Origin of the sequence: Methylobacterium brachythecii, assembly GCF_014196345.1 — a bacterium.
In the GTDB taxonomy this organism is placed as follows: Bacteria; Pseudomonadota; Alphaproteobacteria; order Rhizobiales; family Beijerinckiaceae; genus Methylobacterium; species Methylobacterium brachythecii.
Genome location: NZ_JACIDN010000002.1, coordinates 164,250 through 181,237 on the forward strand (window position 1 = coordinate 164,250; position 16,988 = coordinate 181,237).

Consider the following 16,988-nt stretch of genomic DNA (forward strand, 5'->3'; position numbering starts at 1 on the left):
GCTCAATCGTCGTCGGCGTCGCCGCTCGCCTGGCTCTGCGTCTTCACTTCCTCCGACAGCACGGCCTGCGGACCGGTCACGACGATCTCCGTCGGCGTGTCGATGTCACCGACGACGTAGGCATCGTCGGCCATCGGGGTATCCGTCTTCAGAGCGTGGCGCGCGAAGGTGTCGTCGCCGACGGCACGGTAGATCCAGGCGCCGCCCTGCCAGTGCACGACGGCGCTCTCGGGCACGGCGATGCCTTTCGCAGTCTTGTCTGAGGTCAGGAAGGCGAGCGTGCTCATGCCCGGCAGCAGGCCGCTGTCGCCGGACACCACGTAGAAGTAGCTCAGGCCCTGGATGCGCTGGTCGGTGCGGGTGGCCGGAGAGACGTAGCGCAAAGCCACGCGCTCGCTCTGCGGCGGCACTTCGGCGAAGGCAGCGCCCGGCTCGCCCTTCAAGGTCTCACCCGGCGGCAGGGTCACCTGCACCAGGAAGTCCGCACGCTCGATGAGCCGCGTCACGGCCGGCGTGCGCTCGACGATCGCCTTGCCGAGCACCGCGCCCCATTCCTGCTGCGCCGTCGCGGCCAGCGTGCGCACCTGCGACTGGGCCGCCGTCAGCGCCGCCTCGTCGGTGCGGAAGGTGCCCTCCGAGGTCTCGACCTGCACCTGCGTCGCATATTGCCCGAGGCTCTTCGCCCGCGTGTAGGCGCTCCGCGAGACCTCGGCCCGGGCCTGGGCTGTCTGCAACGACGCCCTGGCGCTAGCGTAGGAATTGGTGAGGTCGGTGATGCGCGCGATGTCGAGCACGCTGCCATAGGCCTGGATCTCGGTGCGGTGCGCGGCGGGCGACAGTCGCTCCGTCTTCACGCCCATGCGCCCGCGCTCCTCGTCGGAGAGCTTCACCACGACGCGCCCGCCTTCGATGGCCGTACGGGTCGCGAGGAGCAGAGGACGCTGAGGGTCAGGCTTTGCTGGGCTGGGCTTCGTCTGCGCAAGGAAGCTCGTGAGCTTGGGGATGGCGGCATCCCGCAAATAAGGCCAGACTATGCCGGCAAGCGCGACGGCAATGAGCACGACCGACAGGCCCACCGCACCCGTCGCCCAACGGCGGCGCGAGTTCATGAGCACGTCACCGAAATTCGATGGCCGGTGAACCAATCCACGCGCGCGCCCTGGGTAAGCCGTTCTCACATACAGCGCCTATTACCATTTTATCCCGTTTGAAACTACCAAATTATCCCGGGTTAGGCAGTCCACGGCATGTCGATCTCGGACTCGGCACTGTTCGTCAGCAGGGCAGCAGGTGCCGCCTGGACTGCCGGATCTCGTCCAGAGACAACGACGTCTAGCCGGCAAAATTAAAATGATCACGTTTCAAAACGTCAGTCGGCAGCACCTGCATGACTGGAGCGGTCTCACTCCCATCAAATTCTGCAATACATATACAGACACTGGAGGCCCGCGACGTTTTTCGGGTGAAACGGCCAAATTCCCCACTGCCAATCACCGTAGAAACTACGTAGGCTAGGATCACTATTTCCGAAGTACCTCTTTGAAACGGTGATCAGATGAGGATCGTCGCTGGCATTGTGTTGGCAGTGCTGTCTTCCGGGCTCGCGCAAGCTCAAACGCGGGGCGCAATGTTGTGCTCCGAAGACGTGTCGTTCAAGCCTAAAGAACATCCCGCAAAAGACGGTTCACTGGTCGACCCGACAGCGACGCGCCGCTACTCGCTGGTCTGGAGCTATGAATACTTAAATTTGATTTCGGCTGGTAAGACAGAATTTTTCGAGTGCCTGAAGATAAAACCGCGACTGAATGAGGGCGGCCCTCGAAACTCCATCAAATGCCAAAACGGAATCTATTTCATTACCATTGATCTTACGAAATTTACATTCATTCGAGCAAATCTAGATCCACAAAATTTGGCTAACGTAGAAATTGCTCATGGTTCCTGCAAATTGATAGGCAGTTAGTCGAGTTCCGTCCGCAGCCTACGGCTGCGAGGGTAGCACCCGGCCCGATGGCTCACTGATCCACGAAGATGTGCGAGAGCCGCGTGCTTCGGGGCAGCGTGCTGATCGTCAGCATCGCTCAACTCGATCACAGAGGCGATCTGTTTCGATGGCGAGGATCGTGCTACGCAGCCACGGTCATGACCCTGGTCCGACAAATCGCGCTGCTGCTCGCGATGGTGATCGCCACGATCGCCGTCTCGCTGACGCCGTCCTCGGCGCAGGCGCATGACGGCCGTGCCCATGCCGCCGTGACGGTCGGCAGCCATGCGGCTCACGCCGTTCCATCGCACATCGACAGGGCGCCGACGGTGATCCAGGCGGCGACGGCCGCCGATTGCGATTGTCCGTCCTGCGCGGCCGGCGGCAACCATGGCTCCTGCTGCTTCGCCACAGGCCTGACACCAACCGGAGTTGCTGCGATCCTCCCGTCGATGGCTTCGGCCCGCGCTTTGGGCCGCGATCGCGCGCGCCTCGACGGCATCGTTCCCGAGGCGCTGCCCGAGCCCCCCAGATCCGTCGCCTGAGCCCTGCCACCCGGTCCGCGCATCCTCGCGCGGCCGGTGGCACCCCTCCGGTGAAGGTGTTCCATCATGTTCCGTCGTCTTGCGGCAGCGCTCTTCGCGCTCGCCGTTCTCGGGCTGCATCCCTGTCAGGCCCATGAGGGCCACGATCACGCCGACGGGCCGGCCCCGCCCTCCCATGTCGGCCCTCGCGCCGAGGCCGCCTCGGCCAACTTCGAACTCGTGGCGATCCCTCGAGGCCGTGAACTCGTGCTCTACCTCGACGCCTTCGCCAGCAATGCGCCGGTGATCGGCGCCAACATCGATGTCGAAACGCCCGAAGGCTTCGTCGAGGCGAAGCCTCAGGCGGATGGCAGCTACCGAATCGACGCGCCCTGGCTGGCGGCGGGCGGCCATCGCGACCTGGCCGTCACGGTAAAGTCCGGCGGTGTCGAGGAGACGCTGACGCTCGATCTCGACTTGCCGGCCCCAGCGAGCGCGGGAACGACGACGCCCGCCGAGCCGTACGGGATCCTCGCCGAGATCCGAGAGCATATCGGGCATCAGGGCCTCGTCGGGGCTGTGGCGGCCGGCTTCCTGCTCGGCATCGCCACGATCGCCTTGCTGCGCAGCCACCAGACACTGCCGGCCATGGCCGTGCTCGCCCTGACGTTGACGCTCCTGATCAGCGGCGCGGCGATCGCGCACGAGGGTCATGCGCCGGCAGAGCCGAGTGTGAACGGGGCAGCGTTCGTCGCGCCCGGCGCGACCGCCTTCGAACAGGCGCGCCGCCTGCCCGACGGCAGCGTGTTCGTGCCGAAGCCGACGCAACATCTGCTCACGGTCCGCACCGGCGTGACCGCCGCGGCCGACCACCGCCGCCGCATCGAGCTGCCGGGCCGGGTGATCGCCGACCCCAATGCCAGCGGCATCGTGCAATCCTCGGTGGGCGGACGGTTGTCGCCGCCACCGGGCGGTTTTCCGAATCTCGGGGCGCGGGTGCGCCGAGGCGACGTGCTCGCCATCGTGACGCCGCCGGTCCAGGCGGTGGACGCCTCCGACATGCGCCAGACTCAGGGCGACCTCGACCAGCAGATCGCCATCGTCGGCCGCCGCGTGGCCCGCTACGAAAAACTGGCTCCGAGCGGCGCCGTCGCGCAGACCGCCCTCGATGATGCCCGGGCCGAGCTGAGCGGCCTCAAGGACCGCCGTGCCGCCCTCGACAGCATCCGCCGCCAGCCGGAAGATCTGATCGCCCCCGTCGACGGGATCGTCGCTGAACGCACGGCGATCGCCGGACAGATGGCCAATCCGGGAACGATGGTGTTTCGCATCGTCGATCCCGAGAGGCTCTATGTCGAGGCGCTGAGCTTCGAGGCCCTGGAGCCCGACACGGCTGCGAGCGGCCGTCTTCCCGATGGCCGTGCTCTCACCCTCACCTATCGCGGTGCCGGTCTCGCCGACCGCGCCCAGGCGGTGCCGGTGCAGTTCGCGGTCACCGGCGGCGGCGAAGGCCTGCGCCTCGGCCAGTTCATCACGGTGCTGGCGCCGACGGGCGCCACGACGACCGGCCTCGCGGTGCCTCGCGCCAGCGTGATCCGCTCCGAGGGCGGCGCAGTGGTCTACGAGCACGTCTCCGCCGAGCGTTTCGAGCCGCGCCTGGTGAAGGTCGAACCGCTCGACGCCGAGCGGGTGCTCTTGGCGAGCGGCGTGTCGCCCGGACGGCGGATCGTGACACAGGGCGCCGAGTTGCTGGACCAGGTGCGCTGACAATGTTCGCCTTCCTCGTCCGCTCGGCGCTCGCCAACCGCGTCCTCGTCCTCGCTCTGTGCGCCGCTCTCATCCTAGGAGGTGGCCTCGCGCTGACGCGGCTGCCGGTCGACGTGCTGCCCGATCTCAACCGCCCCACCGTCACGGTCATGACGGAGGCCGACGGCTACGCCCCACGCGAGGTCGAACAGCTCGTCACTTATCCGATCGAGACCCGGATGAACGGCCTGCCCGGCGTCAGCCGGGTGCGCTCGGTCTCCGGCGTCGGCCTCTCCATCGTCACGGTGGAGTTCGACTGGGACACCGATCTCTACCGCGACCGCCAGTTCGTCGCGGAAAAGCTCGCCCTGGTGCGGACCGAGTTGCCCGCCGGAGTCGAGCCGACCATGGGGCCGGTCGCCTCGATCATGGGGGGCATCCTGCTCGTCGCCGTCACGGGCGAGACGGCGACCCCGATGGAGCTGCGCGAGACGGCCGACTTCACCCTGCGGCCGAGGCTGCTCGCCATCCCCGGCGTGGCGCAGGTGATCCCGATCGGCGGCGAGGTCCGTCAGTTCCGGGTCAGCCCGAATCCGGCGGCGATGCGGATGCTTGGCGTGACCAACCAGGGCCTCGCCAACGCGCTCGCCAATTTCGGCACCAATGCCGGCGGCGGCTTCGCCGACAGCAACGCCCGCGAGATCCTGATCCGCAACGTCGGTCGAACCCTCAGCCTCGACGACCTCAAGAACGTCGTGCTGCCGACCGGGCCCGATGGCGCCACTGTCGCGGCCGACCTGCCAGGCACCGGCAATCCGGCCGTCGAAGGCCGCGTCCATCTGCGCCAGGTCGCGGAGGTGGGCTACGCCGCGAAGCCGCGCCGGGGCGATGCCGGATACATGGGCAGGCCCTCGGTGATCCTCTCGATCGAGAAGCAGCCGGGCATCGACACCGTGCGGCTCACGCAGAGCGTCGAGGCCGCGCTGAAGGAGATCGGCCCGAGCCTGCCCGCCGGCATCGACGCCCAGAAGATCCTGTTCCGGCAGGCGGACTTCATCGAGACGTCGCTCGGCAACGTCGAGCGCGTGCTGATCGAGGCCATCGCCGTTGTCTCGCTGGTACTGTTCGCCTTTCTGATGAATGCGCGCACGACGCTGATCTCGCTGACCGCGATCCCGGTCTCGATCCTCGCCACCGCCGTGGTGTTCAAGTTCTTCGGTTTGTCGATCAACACGATGACACTCGGCGGCCTCGCCATTGCCATCGGCGAGCTCGTCGACGATGCGGTGGTCGACGTCGAAAACATCTATCGCCGGCTGCGCGACAACCGGGCGGCGGCCTCGCCGCGCTCGGTCTTCGCGGTCGTGGTCGCCGCCTCCACCGAGGTGCGCTCGGGGATCGTCTACGCCACCGCGATCATCGTGCTGGTCTTCGTGCCGCTCTTCGCCCTGTCGGGGATCGAGGGTCGACTCTTCGCGCCGCTCGGCCAGGCCTACATCGTCGCGATCCTCTCGAGCCTTCTTGTTTCCGTGACGCTGACGCCGGTCCTGGCCTCCTACCTGCTGCCGGGAATGAAGAGCATTGCCGATCACGAGCCGGCGCTGATCCGCTGGCTGAAGCGGGGATATTCCCGAATGCTGCGGGCGGCACTGGCGCATCAGGCTGCCTTGATCTCGCTCGTCCTGGTGGGCGTCCTGGCCGCCGGCTTCGGTGCGACGCGGCTGCCGCGAGCCTTCCTGCCGCCCTTCAACGAGGGCTCCTTCACGATCAACCTCACCTTCCGGCCGGGTATCTCGCTCGCCGAAAGCAGCCGAGTCGGCGCCATCGCCGAGCGCCTGCTGCTCGACCTGCCCGAAGTGGAGGCGGTGGGCCGGAGGACCGGCCGGGCCGAACTCGACGAGCATGCCGAGGGAGTCCACTCGTCCGATCTCGAAGTGCGCCTGAAATCCGGTGGCCGCGAGCGCGAGGCCGTGGTGGCTGATCTGCGAGAGCGCCTCGCGGTGCTGCCGGTCTCGGTGAATGTCGGTCAGCCGATCTCGCACAGGCTCGACCACATGCTCTCGGGTGTGCGCGCCGAGATCGCGCTGAAACTGTTCGGCGATGACCTCGATGCGCTCCGCAGCAGCGCCGAAGGCCTGCGCGAACGGCTGGCCAAGGAGGTGCCGGGCCTGCGCGACCTGCAGGTCGAGCGGCAGGTGCTGATCCCTCAGCTCGACATCCGCGTCGACCATACCCGCGCCGCGCTCTACGGCGTGTCGCCCTCGGGCGTCGTCGAGGCGATCAGCCGGCTCGCCAACGGACGCACCGTCTCGACCATCGCGGATGGGCCGCGCCGCTTCGACGTGACCCTGCGGCTGCCGGAAAACCGACGGACCCCACAGGCACTCGGCGACCTGCTCGTCGAAACACCCTCCGGCTGGGTGCCGGCCCGCGAGATCGCCGACATCCGCGAGACCGACGGGCCGAACCAGATCCTTCGCGAAAATGGTCGGCGGCGGATCGTCGTGCAGGCCAATTCCGATGGCAGCACCGACATGGCCGCCCTGGTCGCCGGCATCCGCCGCGTCATCGACGCGACGAAGCTGCCGCAGGGGGTCAGCGCCACCCTGGAAGGGACGTATCAGGCGCAAGGCGAGGCCGCGCGCACCATCGGGGTGCTCTCGCTGGTCTCCCTGACCCTCGTCTTCGCCCTGCTGCACGGCCGCTACCGCTCGGTGGCGCTCGCGCTGATCATCATGGGCAACGTGCCGCTCGCCATCCTCGGCAGCGTCGCGGCGCTCTGGATTGCGGGTCTGCCGCTCTCCGTCGCCTCGATGATCGGCTTCGTGACGCTGACCGGCATCGTCGCCCGCAACGGCATCCTCAAGGTCAGCCACATGCTGAACCTCGTGGTCGACGAGGGGCTGCCCCTCGGACCCGACCTCGTGATCCGCGCCAGCCTGGAACGCATGACCCCGGTGCTGATGACCGCGCTCTCCGCCGCCATTGCGCTGGTGCCGCTGCTCTTCGACGGCACCGCGCCGGGCAAGGAGATCCTGCATCCCGTCGCCGTCACCATCTTCGGCGGCCTGGTGAGCGCGACGCTGCTCGACGCGGTCCTCACCCCGATCCTCGTCCTGCGTTTCGGCCGCCCGGCCTTCGCGCGGCTGCAGGACGGGCCCAGCGACTCCAGCGCGCTGCGCGAAGCCTTCTGACACCGATTCTCAGCCATATGCCGGGACACCGACCGCCATGCGAAATCTCTTCGTGGCCACCTTCCTCATCCTCGCTTCGGCCGCATCCGCCGAAGGCGAGCATCACCACGGCCATACGATGCCGGCCGCGCAGGACTCCGACACCGCCGCGACTGAGGCCTTCAGAGAGGCCGACACGCGCATGCACCGGGATATGGCGATCGCCTATTCGAACGACGTGGACGTCGACTTCCTGCGTGGAATGATCCCGCACCACGCTGGCGCCATCGCCATGGCCAAGATTGTCCTCGCGCATTCGAAAGACTCTGAGGTCCGGAAACTCGCGGAAGAGATCGTCAGGGCACAGGTGGGCGAGACCGAGCAGATGCAGGCAATGCTGAAGCAGCGGGAAGGCGCTCTCAAACGCTAACGCTCGCGGCACTTTTGCATTGCAAAAGTATGTCGAGACGACCGCAGCGATCACTCTGCGGACAATTCAAAATTTCGCAGAGTGCACTGCGAGATAACTGTCGAACTGTTCGTTAGTGCACACTATAAGATAGGAATTGTATTCAGAAGAATTCTAGTTTTCGTGCATCCTTATGATCTTCTCAGCAGTTCCCTCCGCACGACAAATCGCCGCGCCTCAAGACGACGCAGATCGTCTCGAGGCGTCGGAAGAAACATGGAGGTACGCCGAGATGAGGGTGACGACGATTGGTGCCAGTCTCGCGCTCGGGACGCTGATGTTTGCGGGCGGCGCACTCGCCGATGCCGGTCCGTTCAGCCAGAAGCAGGCCGAGGATGGCAAGACCAAGTTCAACAATCACTGCGCCCAATGTCACAGGCCGAACCTCGCAGGTGGTACAGGCCCTGCCCTCACGGGCGACGAGTTCAAGAAGAAGTGGGCCGGCAAGCCCGTGGCGGAGCTGCGCACATTCATCCATGAGAAGATGCCGCAGACGGCGCCGGGCTCGCTGGGCGACGATCAGATCGATCCGATCGTCGCGTTCGTCCTCTCGAAGAACGGCGTGCAGCCCGGAGACAAGGATCTCACCAAGGACTCGGCGAGCGCGCAGTTTCCGAAATAGCCTCGCGGAAGGCCGCGGACACGCGGCCTTCCAAACGGTTCATCGGGAGCGCACGTCGCGGCGAGTGCCAGAGCCTACGTGGCCGGCGCGCCAATTCGGCGAGCGCTCTCGAATCGATTGAGAAAGCGCGGCTCCTTTTCCGGTGCGATCCGGATGGCGAGATGCATCGTGCCGCCCTCCTCCGACGTCCGATCAAGCACCTCGGCATTCTCGTAAAGCCAGTTCAACGCGGCCCCTTCCTCTGGCCCGAGTTCGACCGCGAAGGTCGAGCGGGCCTTAGCGATCCGTGCTTCGATGCGGGCGGAGAGCGCGTCGAGGCCCTCCCCCGTCAGAGCCGAGACCAGGACCGGGACGGCGTCGCCACTCTGCTTGCCGAGATTGCCGAGCCGCGTGCGCTCGCCCTCGTGCAACAGATCCGCCTTGTTCCAGACCTCGATGATCCGGTCGGCATTCGCCTCGATCCCGAGCTCGCGCAGAACCTCGTCGACGTCGTCGCGCTGCGCTTCCGTATCGCCATGCGAGACGTCGCGGACGTGCAGCAGGATATCCGCCTCGATGACGTCCTCCAGCGTGGCGCGGAAGGCCGCGATCAATGAGGTCGGCAGGTCGGAGATGAAGCCGACCGTGTCCGACAGGATCACCGTCTCGCCGTGCGGCAGCCGGGTCGCGCGGGCCGTCGGGTCGAGGGTGGCGAAGAGCATGTCCTGCGCCTTCACCTCAGCCTTGGTGAGCGCATTGAACAGCGTCGACTTGCCGGCATTCGTGTAGCCGACGAGCGCGACGATCGGATACGGCACCCGCGCGCGGCTCTTGCGGTGCAGACCGCGAGTGCGGGTGACCGAGTCGAGATCGCGCTCGATCTTAGTCATGCGCTCCTGGATCTGGCGCCGGTCGGCTTCGATCTGGGTCTCGCCGGGGCCGCCGAGGAAGCCGAAGCCGCCGCGCTGGCGCTCGAGGTGGGTCCAGGAGCGGACGAGCCGGCTCTTCTGATAGGCGAGATGGGCGTGCTCGACCTGCAGCGTGCCCTCGCGGGTCGAGGCGCGGCGGCCGAAGATCTCCAGGATCAAGCCGGTCCGGTCGATGACCTTGGCGCCCCAGACCTTTTCCAGGTTGCGCTGCTGCACCGGCGAGAGCGCGCAATCGGCGACCACGAGGCCGATCTCCTCGGCCGCAATCAGCCCGGCGATTTCCTCGACCCGGCCCTTGCCGAGATAGGTCGAGGGCCGGATGCGCTGGATCTGCACGCTGATCGCCTGCGCCACATCCAGCTCGATCGCAGCGGCGAGTCCAGCCGCCTCGTCGAGGCGCGCCTCGACCGACCGCGGGGTCTCGTCGCTGCGGGCCGAACGCTCGGCGGCGCGGGTCAAATAGGGTCCCACCACGAGCGTCCGGGTCGCGGCTGCGATATCGCCCTCGGGCGCGGCCTGACGCCGCAGCCGATCCTCGCCGGGGGTCAGCGTTTCAGTCATGAAGTCCTCTTGGCATCACGATGACATATCGTGATGCCCGATGCCGTTTCGAAGGGGGCCTTCCGGGCAACCTCATGGATCGCCTCGCAGAAGCCTCAGGCCTTCTCGGGAGCCGTCTCGTCCGGCTCGAACAACTGGACCGGGTGACCGGGCATGATGGTCGAGATTGCGTGCTTGTAGACGAGCTGCGAATGGCCGTCCCGGCGCAAAAGCACACAGAAGTTGTCGAACCAAGTCACCACGCCCTGGAGTTTTACTCCGTTGACGAGGAAGATCGTGAGCGGGATCTTGTTCTTGCGGACGTGATTGAGGAACGTGTCCTGAAGATTTTGTGCGCGCTCGCCCGCCATTTTTCTTATCCTTGTTGAGCTTATGCCCGTCACTCGGAACGGGTTCTTTTGATTGGTTTCGCGAGTCGAAACGTTCGAGCCCGGTATCCGGATCTGACTCTCCGGACGTTTCCATTACACGGCGAAGCCTCGCCGGACGCAAGAGGTTTGCGTGACCCAAAGTCCTTTCCCGGACCGGTCCACAACGTCGTGGACCTATCCAGGGACACCGGCGGTTACGGGCCGATTCCGAGGGACTTCAGCTTCCGGTGAAGCGCAGAGCGCTCCATCCCGATGAATTCGGCCGTGCGCGAGATGTTTCCGGAGAACCGCGCGATCTGCGCGATGAGATACTCGCGCTCGAAGATTTCGCGGGCCTCGCGCAGGGCGAGGCTCATCAGCTTCTCGCCGCCCGCTCCCGTCGGAGTTGTCGGGACCAGCGCGCCGACCTCGGTCGGCAGCATCTCCGAGGTGACCTCCTGCTCCGGATCGGTCTGGGTCAGGATCATCAGCCGCTCGACGTTGTTGCGCAGCTGACGGACGTTGCCCGGCCAGTCATGCGACTGCAGCACCGCCATCGCGTCCTCGGCAATGCGGCGGCGCGGCAGGCCGGTGGCGGCCGAGATCTGGTCCATGAAGAAGCTGATCAGCTCCGGCACGTCCTCGCGGCGCTCGGCGAGCGACGGCACACGTATCGGCACCACCGAGAGCCGATGGAAAAGGTCTTCCCGGAAACGACCGCCGGCGATCTCTTCCGCCAGATCGCGCGACGAGGATGAGATGATGCGCACGTCCACATGGACACGCGTCGTGCCGCCGACCCGCTGAAAGTTCTGGTCGACGAGGACGCGCAGGATCCGGCTCTGCGTCTCCTTCGGCATGTCGGCGACTTCGTCGATGTAGAGGGAGCCGCCATGGGCCTCCTCCAGGGCGCCGACCCGCCGCGTCCGGCCTTCGCCGGCCTCGACGCCGAACAGTTCGGCCTCCATCGTGTCGGGCGTAATGGTCGCGGCGTTGATCACCACGAACGGGCCGCTGGCCCGCGCCGAAGAGGCGTGCAGTGTGCGCGCGGCGAGCTCCTTGCCGGAGCCCGGCGCGCCCGAGATCATCACGCGGGCGTTGGTCGGCGCGACGCGCTCGACGGTCTGGCGAAGCTGGTTCACGGCGACCGAGCCACCGACGATGCGGCTGGTCTGGCCGCCGCGGGTCTTGAGGTCGCGCACCTCGCGACGCAACCGCGAGGTCTCCAGGGCGCGCTCCGCAACGAGGATCAGCCGGTCGGCCTTGAACGGCTTCTCAATGAAGTCGTAGGCGCCGGATTTGATGGCGGCGACCGCCGTCTCGATATTGCCGTGGCCCGAGATCATGACCACCGGCAGGTCGGGGTGACCGGCCTTGATCAGGTCGAGCACCTGCAGGCCGTCGAGGCGCGAGCCCTGCAGCCAGATGTCGAGGAAGACGAGGTGCGGGCGCCGGCTCTCGATCGAGGCGAGCGCCTCGTCCGAGCCGGAGGCCGTGCGGGTGCGATGGCCCTCGTCGTCGAGGATGCCGGAGACGAGGTCGCGAATGTCGGCCTCGTCGTCGACGATCAGGATATCGGCGCTCATGACTGCATCTCCGCGACGCGGGGAACGCTCGTGCCGGCGCCCTCCCTGCCAGTGTTCGTTTGAGGAGTGGGGGTGGAGGCGGCCGCCGCACCGGTACCGCCGTCACGCGACAGGTCGCGCGGCACCCTCATGCGGACTTGGCCACCCCGTCCTTCGGGATTGTCGTTCAACTCGATCCCGCCACCGTGTTCCTCGAGGACCTTGCTGACGATTGCCAGGCCGAGGCCGGTCCCCCCCTCGCGGGTCGTCATATAGGGCTCGAGCAGGCGCTGGCGTCCCTCTGCCGGAAAGCCTTTTCCGTTGTCGGTGACTTCCATCACCGCGAAATCCTGTTCCACCAGCAGCCGCAGGGAGACTCGGCCCTGGCCGCCATCCGCGAGCAGAATCTCTTCCGGCACCGCCTGGACGGCCTCGACGGCGTTCTTGAGGATGTTGGTGAGGGCTTGGCTCAACAACCGGATATCGAAGGCCGCCTCGATCCGCTCGTCCTCTCCGGCGCCCTTCACGGAGAAGGGGAAGTCGAAATCCGGATGCGCCACGCGCATCATGAAGAGGTTCTGCTTGGCGATCTCGGTGAGGTCCTGCCGCGCGATGGCGGGCTTTGGCATACGCGCGAAGGACGAGAACTCGTCCACCATGCGCTTGATCTCGTCGACTTGGCGCACGATCGTCGCCGTGCACTGGTCGAAGATCTCTTTGTCCTCGACGATCACTTTTCCGTATTTGCGCCGGATGCGCTCCGCCGAAAGCTGGATCGGCGTCAGCGGATTCTTGATCTCGTGGGCGATGCGCCGAGCCACGTCCGCCCAGGCGGAGGTGCGCTGCGCCGTGACGAGATCGGTGATGTCGTCGAGCGTCACGACATAGCCGCGCGAGCCCCCCTGGGCCTGCTCGCTCGTGACACGGACGGCGATGGTGCGCTCGCGGCCGTTGCGCTGGAGCTGGATCTGCTGCTGGAGCGCGCGCTGACGGCCCTCGCGGCCGCCCTCCTCCGGCAGGAGGGACGCGAGTTCGGGCACGGCCTGGGTCAGCGGAACGCCGACGATCTCGCCGGAGGACAGGCCGAGCGTCCGTTCCACGGACGGGTTGGCGATGGTGATGATGCCGCCCGCATCGACGCCGATCACGCCCGGCGAGACGCCCGACAGCACGGCCTCGGTGAAGCGGCGGCGCCGGTCGATGAGTTCGCTCGCAGCGGTCAGCCCGTCATGCTGGCGGCGCAGCTCCTGCGTCATCTTGTTGAAGCTCTCGCCGAGATGGCCGAGATCGCCCTCGTCGCGCCGGGCCGGCACCTGCGCGTAGTAGTTGCCCGAGGCAACCTGGTCGGCCGCGTTGATCAGCCGGCGGATCGGCTCGACGAAGCGGTTGGCGAAGTTCAGGCCGAACCAGACCGCGGAGAGCAATGTGATCAGAGCGATCAGCAGGAACACCGACGCGAAGGCGATCTGGATCGAGCGCTTTAGCGAATCGTAGGTCAGGTACTCCGCCGCGGCTGCCCGCGAGACGCCGGGAAAGTCGATCGCGAGCTGGCTGACCTCGCGCTGGATCAGCAGCACCGCGTTGTCGTAGGCCGGCATCCGCTGCAGGGCCGCGAAGACCTTACCCTCGTTCGGCAGCAGGCAGATCGGCTCGCTCGACTTCGCCGCATCCTCGAAAGCCGCCGCCGAAGGCAGGCGGGTCTGCTTGAGGATGTCGATCTGGGCGCGCGCGACGACCTCGTTCGGGCCGCGCATGATCTTGGCGATCGGCAAGCCGAGCGCCTGAGCGCGCGTCGTCATGAAGCCTTCGAACCAGTCGCGGTTCACGTCGAATTGGGGCCGGGCCCGGGTCAGGTCGTCGCTGAGGATGCGGATCTCGCGGGCCAGCGACTGGCACTGGTTCTCCTGGTAGGCGTCCGCAACCTCGACGGATTTCAGCACCACGTCGCGCACGCGGTCGGTGAAGCCGAGGGAGAGGCCGCGATCGATCGTCACCGAGGCAACGATCGCCAGCAGGATGGTCGGGAGGATCGCGATCAGGCTGAACAGGCCGACGATGCGCGAATGCAGCCGCGCCACCGCCGCATGCGCCTTGCGTGCATGAAGGAAGACCCGCGCCTCCCAGACGATCACCACGACGAGCCCGAGCACGAGCGCGACGTTGACAGCGAGCAGGGTCACTCCAGTGGCCGGCGTTGGCGTGACCTTGATCAAGCCGGCCAGCATCAGGAAGGTGACGCTCGCCGAGATCAGCGCCGTGGCGACGACGGCCGCGCCGATCCAGCCCGGCCCGCGCGGGGTCCGTCCGGGCCTTGCGGCCTCCGCCTCGAGGGCGGACCCTTTCCTGAACCAACGCATCAGCGGCATGGCTGATGCAGGACCATCACAGTGTGGCGAAATTAATACGAATCGGGCAATCGGCCGCCCCAATCATGAGACGGCCGTCCGCGGTTCACCTGTGATGGCAGCCTAGCGCGAGGTGCGAAACACCTGCAGGTCGAGGTCTCGCACCTTCTTGCGCAGGGTGTTGCGGTTGACGCCGAGAAGCTCCGCCGCGCGGATCTGGTTGCCGCGAGTTGCGGCCAGAGCCGCGCCGATCAGCGGGCCTTCGATCTCACGCAGGATGCGGTGATAGAGGCCGGGCGGCGGCAGGGTGTCCTTGTAGCCCGAGAAATAGTCGGAGAGGTGCCGTTCCACTGCGCCCGACAGCGTCTCGTTCTCGGCGGCCTTGCGGCCGTTGGCGCCATTCGCCTGAGGCTGCATCAGCGGCAGGGTATCGAGTTCGGCCTCGATGACCGGGCCGGTGATGGTCTCCTGCGGGTAGAGGGCCGCGAGCCGGCGGACGAGGTTTTCCAGCTCGCGCACGTTGCCCGGCCAGCGATAGCGCTTGAGCCGTTCCATGGCATCGCCGTCGAGGGTTTTGCGGGTCAGGCCCTCGCGCTCCACCAGCACGAAGAAGTGGCGAATGAGGTCGGGCACGTCCTCGGCCCGCTCGCGAAGCGCAGGGAGCCGCAGCGGCACGACGTTCAGCCGGAAGAACAGATCCTCGCGGAAGATGCCCTGCTGGATCGAGACCCGAAGGTCCTTGTTCGTCGCGGCGATGATGCGGACGTTGGTCTTGATCGGCACGCGGCCGCCGACCGTCGTGTATTCGCCCTGCTGCAGCACGCGCAGGAGACGGGTCTGCGCCTCCATCGGCATGTCGCCGATCTCGTCGAGGAAGAGTGTTCCGCCCTCGGCCTGTTCGAAACGGCCGGCCGAGCGGGTCAGCGCGCCGGTGAAGGCGCCCTTCTCATGGCCGAACAGCTCCGATTCGATGAGGTCGCGCGGGATGGCCGCCATGTTGACCGGGACGAACGGGCCAGCCCGGCGGCGGCCGTAATCGTGCAGCGCGCGAGCCACCAACTCCTTGCCGGTACCCGACTCGCCCGTGATCATCACGGTGAGATCGGTCGGCATCAGCCGAGCAAGCGCGCGGTAGATCTCCTGCATCGCAGGCGAACGGCCAACGAGCGGGATATCGTCGTTCTCGGGCGCAGCGCCCGCCGCCGGCGTGCCCCGCGGCCGCGAGAGCGCCCGGCCGACGATCGCGGTCAGTTCCTTCAGGTCGAAGGGTTTCGGCAGGTACTCGTAGGCACCGCGCTCCGAGGCGCGGATCGCCGTCATGAACGTGTTCTGCGCGCTCATCACGATGATCGGCAGTTCGGGCCGCACGCGCTTGATGCGCGGCAGCAGGTCGAACACGTTCTCGTCGGGCATCATCACGTCGGTGATGACGAGATCACCCTCCCCTTGCGCCACCCAGCGCCAGAGCGTCGCGCAATTGCCGGTCGAGCGGACCTCGTAACCCGCGCGGGACAGCGCCTGGTTGAGCACGGTGCGGATCGCTGCGTCGTCGTCCGCGACGATGATGTTGCCGTTCGGCATTTCGCTTTACTCGGGCTCCGAACTCATGACTCCGCCGCCGATGCACGCCCGTCTCGGGCGCTGGACATCGGCAGCAGGATGCGGAAGGCAGTGCGACGGGGAATGGGATCGCATTCGACGATGCCCCCATGGTCGCCGACGATCTTGGCGACCAATGCAAGACCCAGGCCTGAACCCTGTGCCTTGGTCGTCACGAAGGGGTCGAACAGGTCCGGCAGCAGCTCGGCCGAGATTCCGGGACCGTTGTCGCGTACCGCGACTTCGATCGGCAGGCTGACGCGCTCGCGCGATCCCGGCACTTGCAGGCGCAATCCGGTGCGGAAGGCGGTCGACAGGGTGATCTCTCCTTCGACGGTATCCGCGCCGATCGCTTCGGCCGCGTTCTTCACGAGGTTGAGGATCACCTGGACGAGCTGGTCGCGGTTGCCGAGCACAGGCGGCAGCGACGGATCGTAGTTTTCGACGAAGCGAATGTGCCGGCCAAAGCCCGACTGGGCCGAGCGCTTCACCTGGTCGAGCACGCCGTGCACGTTGACCGGCCCGCGCTCGACGGGGCGCTCGTCGCCGAACAACTCCATGCGTTCGACGATGCGCACGATCCGGTCGGATTCGTCGCAGATCAGCTGTGTGAGGACACGGTCCTCCTCGACGCCCGACTGCTCGAGCAATTGGGCGGCTCCGCGGATGCCGGCGAGCGGGTTCTTGATCTCGTGGGCGAGCATGGCGCCGAGCGCCACCATGGAGCGGGCGGCCCCGCGATGGGTGAGCTGCCGGTTCATCTTGTCGGCGATGGTGCGCTCTTGGAGCATCAGCACCACGTTGTCGCCGCCATCGCCGAGATGCGTGGCGAAGACGTCGACGCTGCGCTCCAGGCCGGTGCGCGGCTGGATCAACTCGACCCGATACTCGCTGACGCTGGAGCGGCGGCTCCGCACTTCGGCGACGAGCGCGATGATCGGCGAGGCGAACGGGAAGATGTCGCCGAGCCGGCCGCGCTTCATCAGACGCAACGAGGCGTCGAAGAAGGTCTCCGCCGCGTGGTTGGCGTGGAGGATGCGCTCGTCGGCGCCGACGGTGATGACCGGCAGCGGGAGCGCGTTGATGACGGCCTCCGAGCTGAGGCCGCCAATGGGGAAGACGCTGCTCTCGCCAGCCATCGC

Annotated in this window: 13 protein-coding genes; 6 read left to right on the plus strand and 7 right to left on the minus strand. The window is 66.8% G+C overall.

The window, feature by feature from the left end; translation table 11 throughout:
• Positions 1-2: 2 nt before the first annotated feature.
• Positions 3-1,109 carry an efflux RND transporter periplasmic adaptor subunit gene (locus tag GGR33_RS04845; RefSeq protein WP_183502503.1) on the minus strand — a complete coding sequence of 369 codons (1,107 nt, stop codon included), beginning with the start codon at positions 1,107-1,109 and terminating at the stop codon, positions 3-5.
• Between the two features lie 446 nt (positions 1,110-1,555).
• Between GGR33_RS04845 and GGR33_RS04850 the strand changes: the two genes are divergently transcribed.
• The 6 genes from GGR33_RS04850 to GGR33_RS04875 all read left to right on the plus strand — a co-directional run bounded on the left by GGR33_RS04850 (position 1,556) and on the right by GGR33_RS04875 (position 8,518).
• Positions 1,556-1,963 carry a hypothetical protein gene (locus GGR33_RS04850; RefSeq protein ID WP_183502505.1) on the plus strand — a complete coding sequence of 136 codons (408 nt, stop codon included), beginning with the start codon at positions 1,556-1,558 and terminating at the stop codon, positions 1,961-1,963.
• 179 nt (positions 1,964-2,142) lie between these two features.
• Complete coding sequence (locus tag GGR33_RS04855; RefSeq protein WP_183502507.1) at positions 2,143-2,529, plus strand: hypothetical protein; 387 nt, start codon at positions 2,143-2,145, stop codon at positions 2,527-2,529.
• Between the two features lie 66 nt (positions 2,530-2,595).
• On the plus strand, positions 2,596-4,275 hold the full coding sequence (locus GGR33_RS04860; protein ID WP_183502509.1) for an efflux RND transporter periplasmic adaptor subunit: 1,680 nt from the start codon (positions 2,596-2,598) through the stop codon (positions 4,273-4,275).
• A gap of 2 nt (positions 4,276-4,277) precedes the next feature.
• Entirely contained in the window at positions 4,278-7,448 is a 3,171-nt protein-coding gene (locus GGR33_RS04865) for an efflux RND transporter permease subunit (protein WP_183502511.1), read from the plus strand.
• A 37-nt stretch (positions 7,449-7,485) separates the two neighbouring features.
• The gene (gene copM, locus GGR33_RS04870; protein ID WP_183502513.1) at positions 7,486-7,857 is read left to right on the plus strand and encodes a CopM family metallochaperone; all 372 of its coding nucleotides are present in this window, start codon (positions 7,486-7,488) and stop codon (positions 7,855-7,857) included.
• A 271-nt stretch (positions 7,858-8,128) separates the two neighbouring features.
• Positions 8,129-8,518, plus strand: coding sequence for a c-type cytochrome (locus tag GGR33_RS04875; protein WP_183502515.1), 390 nt, complete (start codon positions 8,129-8,131; stop codon positions 8,516-8,518).
• 74 nt (positions 8,519-8,592) lie between these two features.
• On the opposite strand, the gene hflX is transcribed toward GGR33_RS04875, so the two are convergent.
• From hflX to GGR33_RS04905, 6 genes are all read right to left on the minus strand, one after another.
• Positions 8,593-9,987, minus strand: coding sequence for a GTPase HflX (gene hflX / locus GGR33_RS04880; protein WP_183502518.1), 1,395 nt, complete (start codon positions 9,985-9,987; stop codon positions 8,593-8,595).
• Between the two features lie 95 nt (positions 9,988-10,082).
• Positions 10,083-10,337, minus strand: a complete 255-nt coding sequence (gene hfq / locus GGR33_RS04885) for an RNA chaperone Hfq (RefSeq protein ID WP_003600267.1) — start codon at positions 10,335-10,337, stop codon at positions 10,083-10,085.
• 215 nt (positions 10,338-10,552) lie between these two features.
• Entirely contained in the window at positions 10,553-11,923 is a 1,371-nt protein-coding gene (gene ntrX / locus GGR33_RS04890; protein WP_183502520.1) for a nitrogen assimilation response regulator NtrX, read from the minus strand.
• Positions 11,920-14,259: a sensor histidine kinase NtrY-like gene (locus GGR33_RS04895; RefSeq protein ID WP_183502522.1), complete on the minus strand. Its 2,340-nt coding sequence runs from the start codon at positions 14,257-14,259 to the stop codon at positions 11,920-11,922. Before GGR33_RS04895 ends, ntrX begins: the two co-directional genes overlap by 4 nt.
• Positions 14,260-14,370: 111 nt before the next feature.
• Positions 14,371-15,828, minus strand: coding sequence for a nitrogen regulation protein NR(I) (ntrC, locus tag GGR33_RS04900; RefSeq protein ID WP_183502524.1), 1,458 nt, complete (start codon positions 15,826-15,828; stop codon positions 14,371-14,373).
• A 23-nt stretch (positions 15,829-15,851) separates the two neighbouring features.
• The gene (locus GGR33_RS04905; protein WP_183502526.1) at positions 15,852-16,985 is read right to left on the minus strand and encodes a two-component system sensor histidine kinase NtrB; all 1,134 of its coding nucleotides are present in this window, start codon (positions 16,983-16,985) and stop codon (positions 15,852-15,854) included.
• Positions 16,986-16,988: the final 3 nt, after the last annotated feature.

Bases quoted from the DNA above. Each gene is read 5' to 3' on its own strand.
- GGR33_RS04845 (WP_183502503.1), bottom strand. From the start codon at position 1,109: ATGAACTCGCGCCGCCGTTGGGCGACGGGTGCGGTGGGCCTGTCGGTC.
- GGR33_RS04850 (WP_183502505.1), top strand. From the start codon at position 1,556: ATGAGGATCGTCGCTGGCATTGTGTTGGCAGTGCTGTCTTCCGGGCTC.
- GGR33_RS04855 (WP_183502507.1), top strand. From the start codon at position 2,143: ATGACCCTGGTCCGACAAATCGCGCTGCTGCTCGCGATGGTGATCGCC.
- GGR33_RS04860 (WP_183502509.1), top strand. From the start codon at position 2,596: ATGTTCCGTCGTCTTGCGGCAGCGCTCTTCGCGCTCGCCGTTCTCGGG.
- GGR33_RS04865 (WP_183502511.1), top strand. From the start codon at position 4,278: ATGTTCGCCTTCCTCGTCCGCTCGGCGCTCGCCAACCGCGTCCTCGTC.
- copM (WP_183502513.1), top strand. From the start codon at position 7,486: ATGCGAAATCTCTTCGTGGCCACCTTCCTCATCCTCGCTTCGGCCGCA.
- GGR33_RS04875 (WP_183502515.1), top strand. From the start codon at position 8,129: ATGAGGGTGACGACGATTGGTGCCAGTCTCGCGCTCGGGACGCTGATG.
- hflX (WP_183502518.1), bottom strand. From the start codon at position 9,987: ATGACTGAAACGCTGACCCCCGGCGAGGATCGGCTGCGGCGTCAGGCC.
- hfq (WP_003600267.1), bottom strand. From the start codon at position 10,337: ATGGCGGGCGAGCGCGCACAAAATCTTCAGGACACGTTCCTCAATCAC.
- ntrX (WP_183502520.1), bottom strand. From the start codon at position 11,923: ATGAGCGCCGATATCCTGATCGTCGACGACGAGGCCGACATTCGCGAC.
- GGR33_RS04895 (WP_183502522.1), bottom strand. From the start codon at position 14,259: ATGCGTTGGTTCAGGAAAGGGTCCGCCCTCGAGGCGGAGGCCGCAAGG.
- ntrC (WP_183502524.1), bottom strand. From the start codon at position 15,828: ATGCCGAACGGCAACATCATCGTCGCGGACGACGACGCAGCGATCCGC.
- GGR33_RS04905 (WP_183502526.1), bottom strand. From the start codon at position 16,985: ATGGCTGGCGAGAGCAGCGTCTTCCCCATTGGCGGCCTCAGCTCGGAG.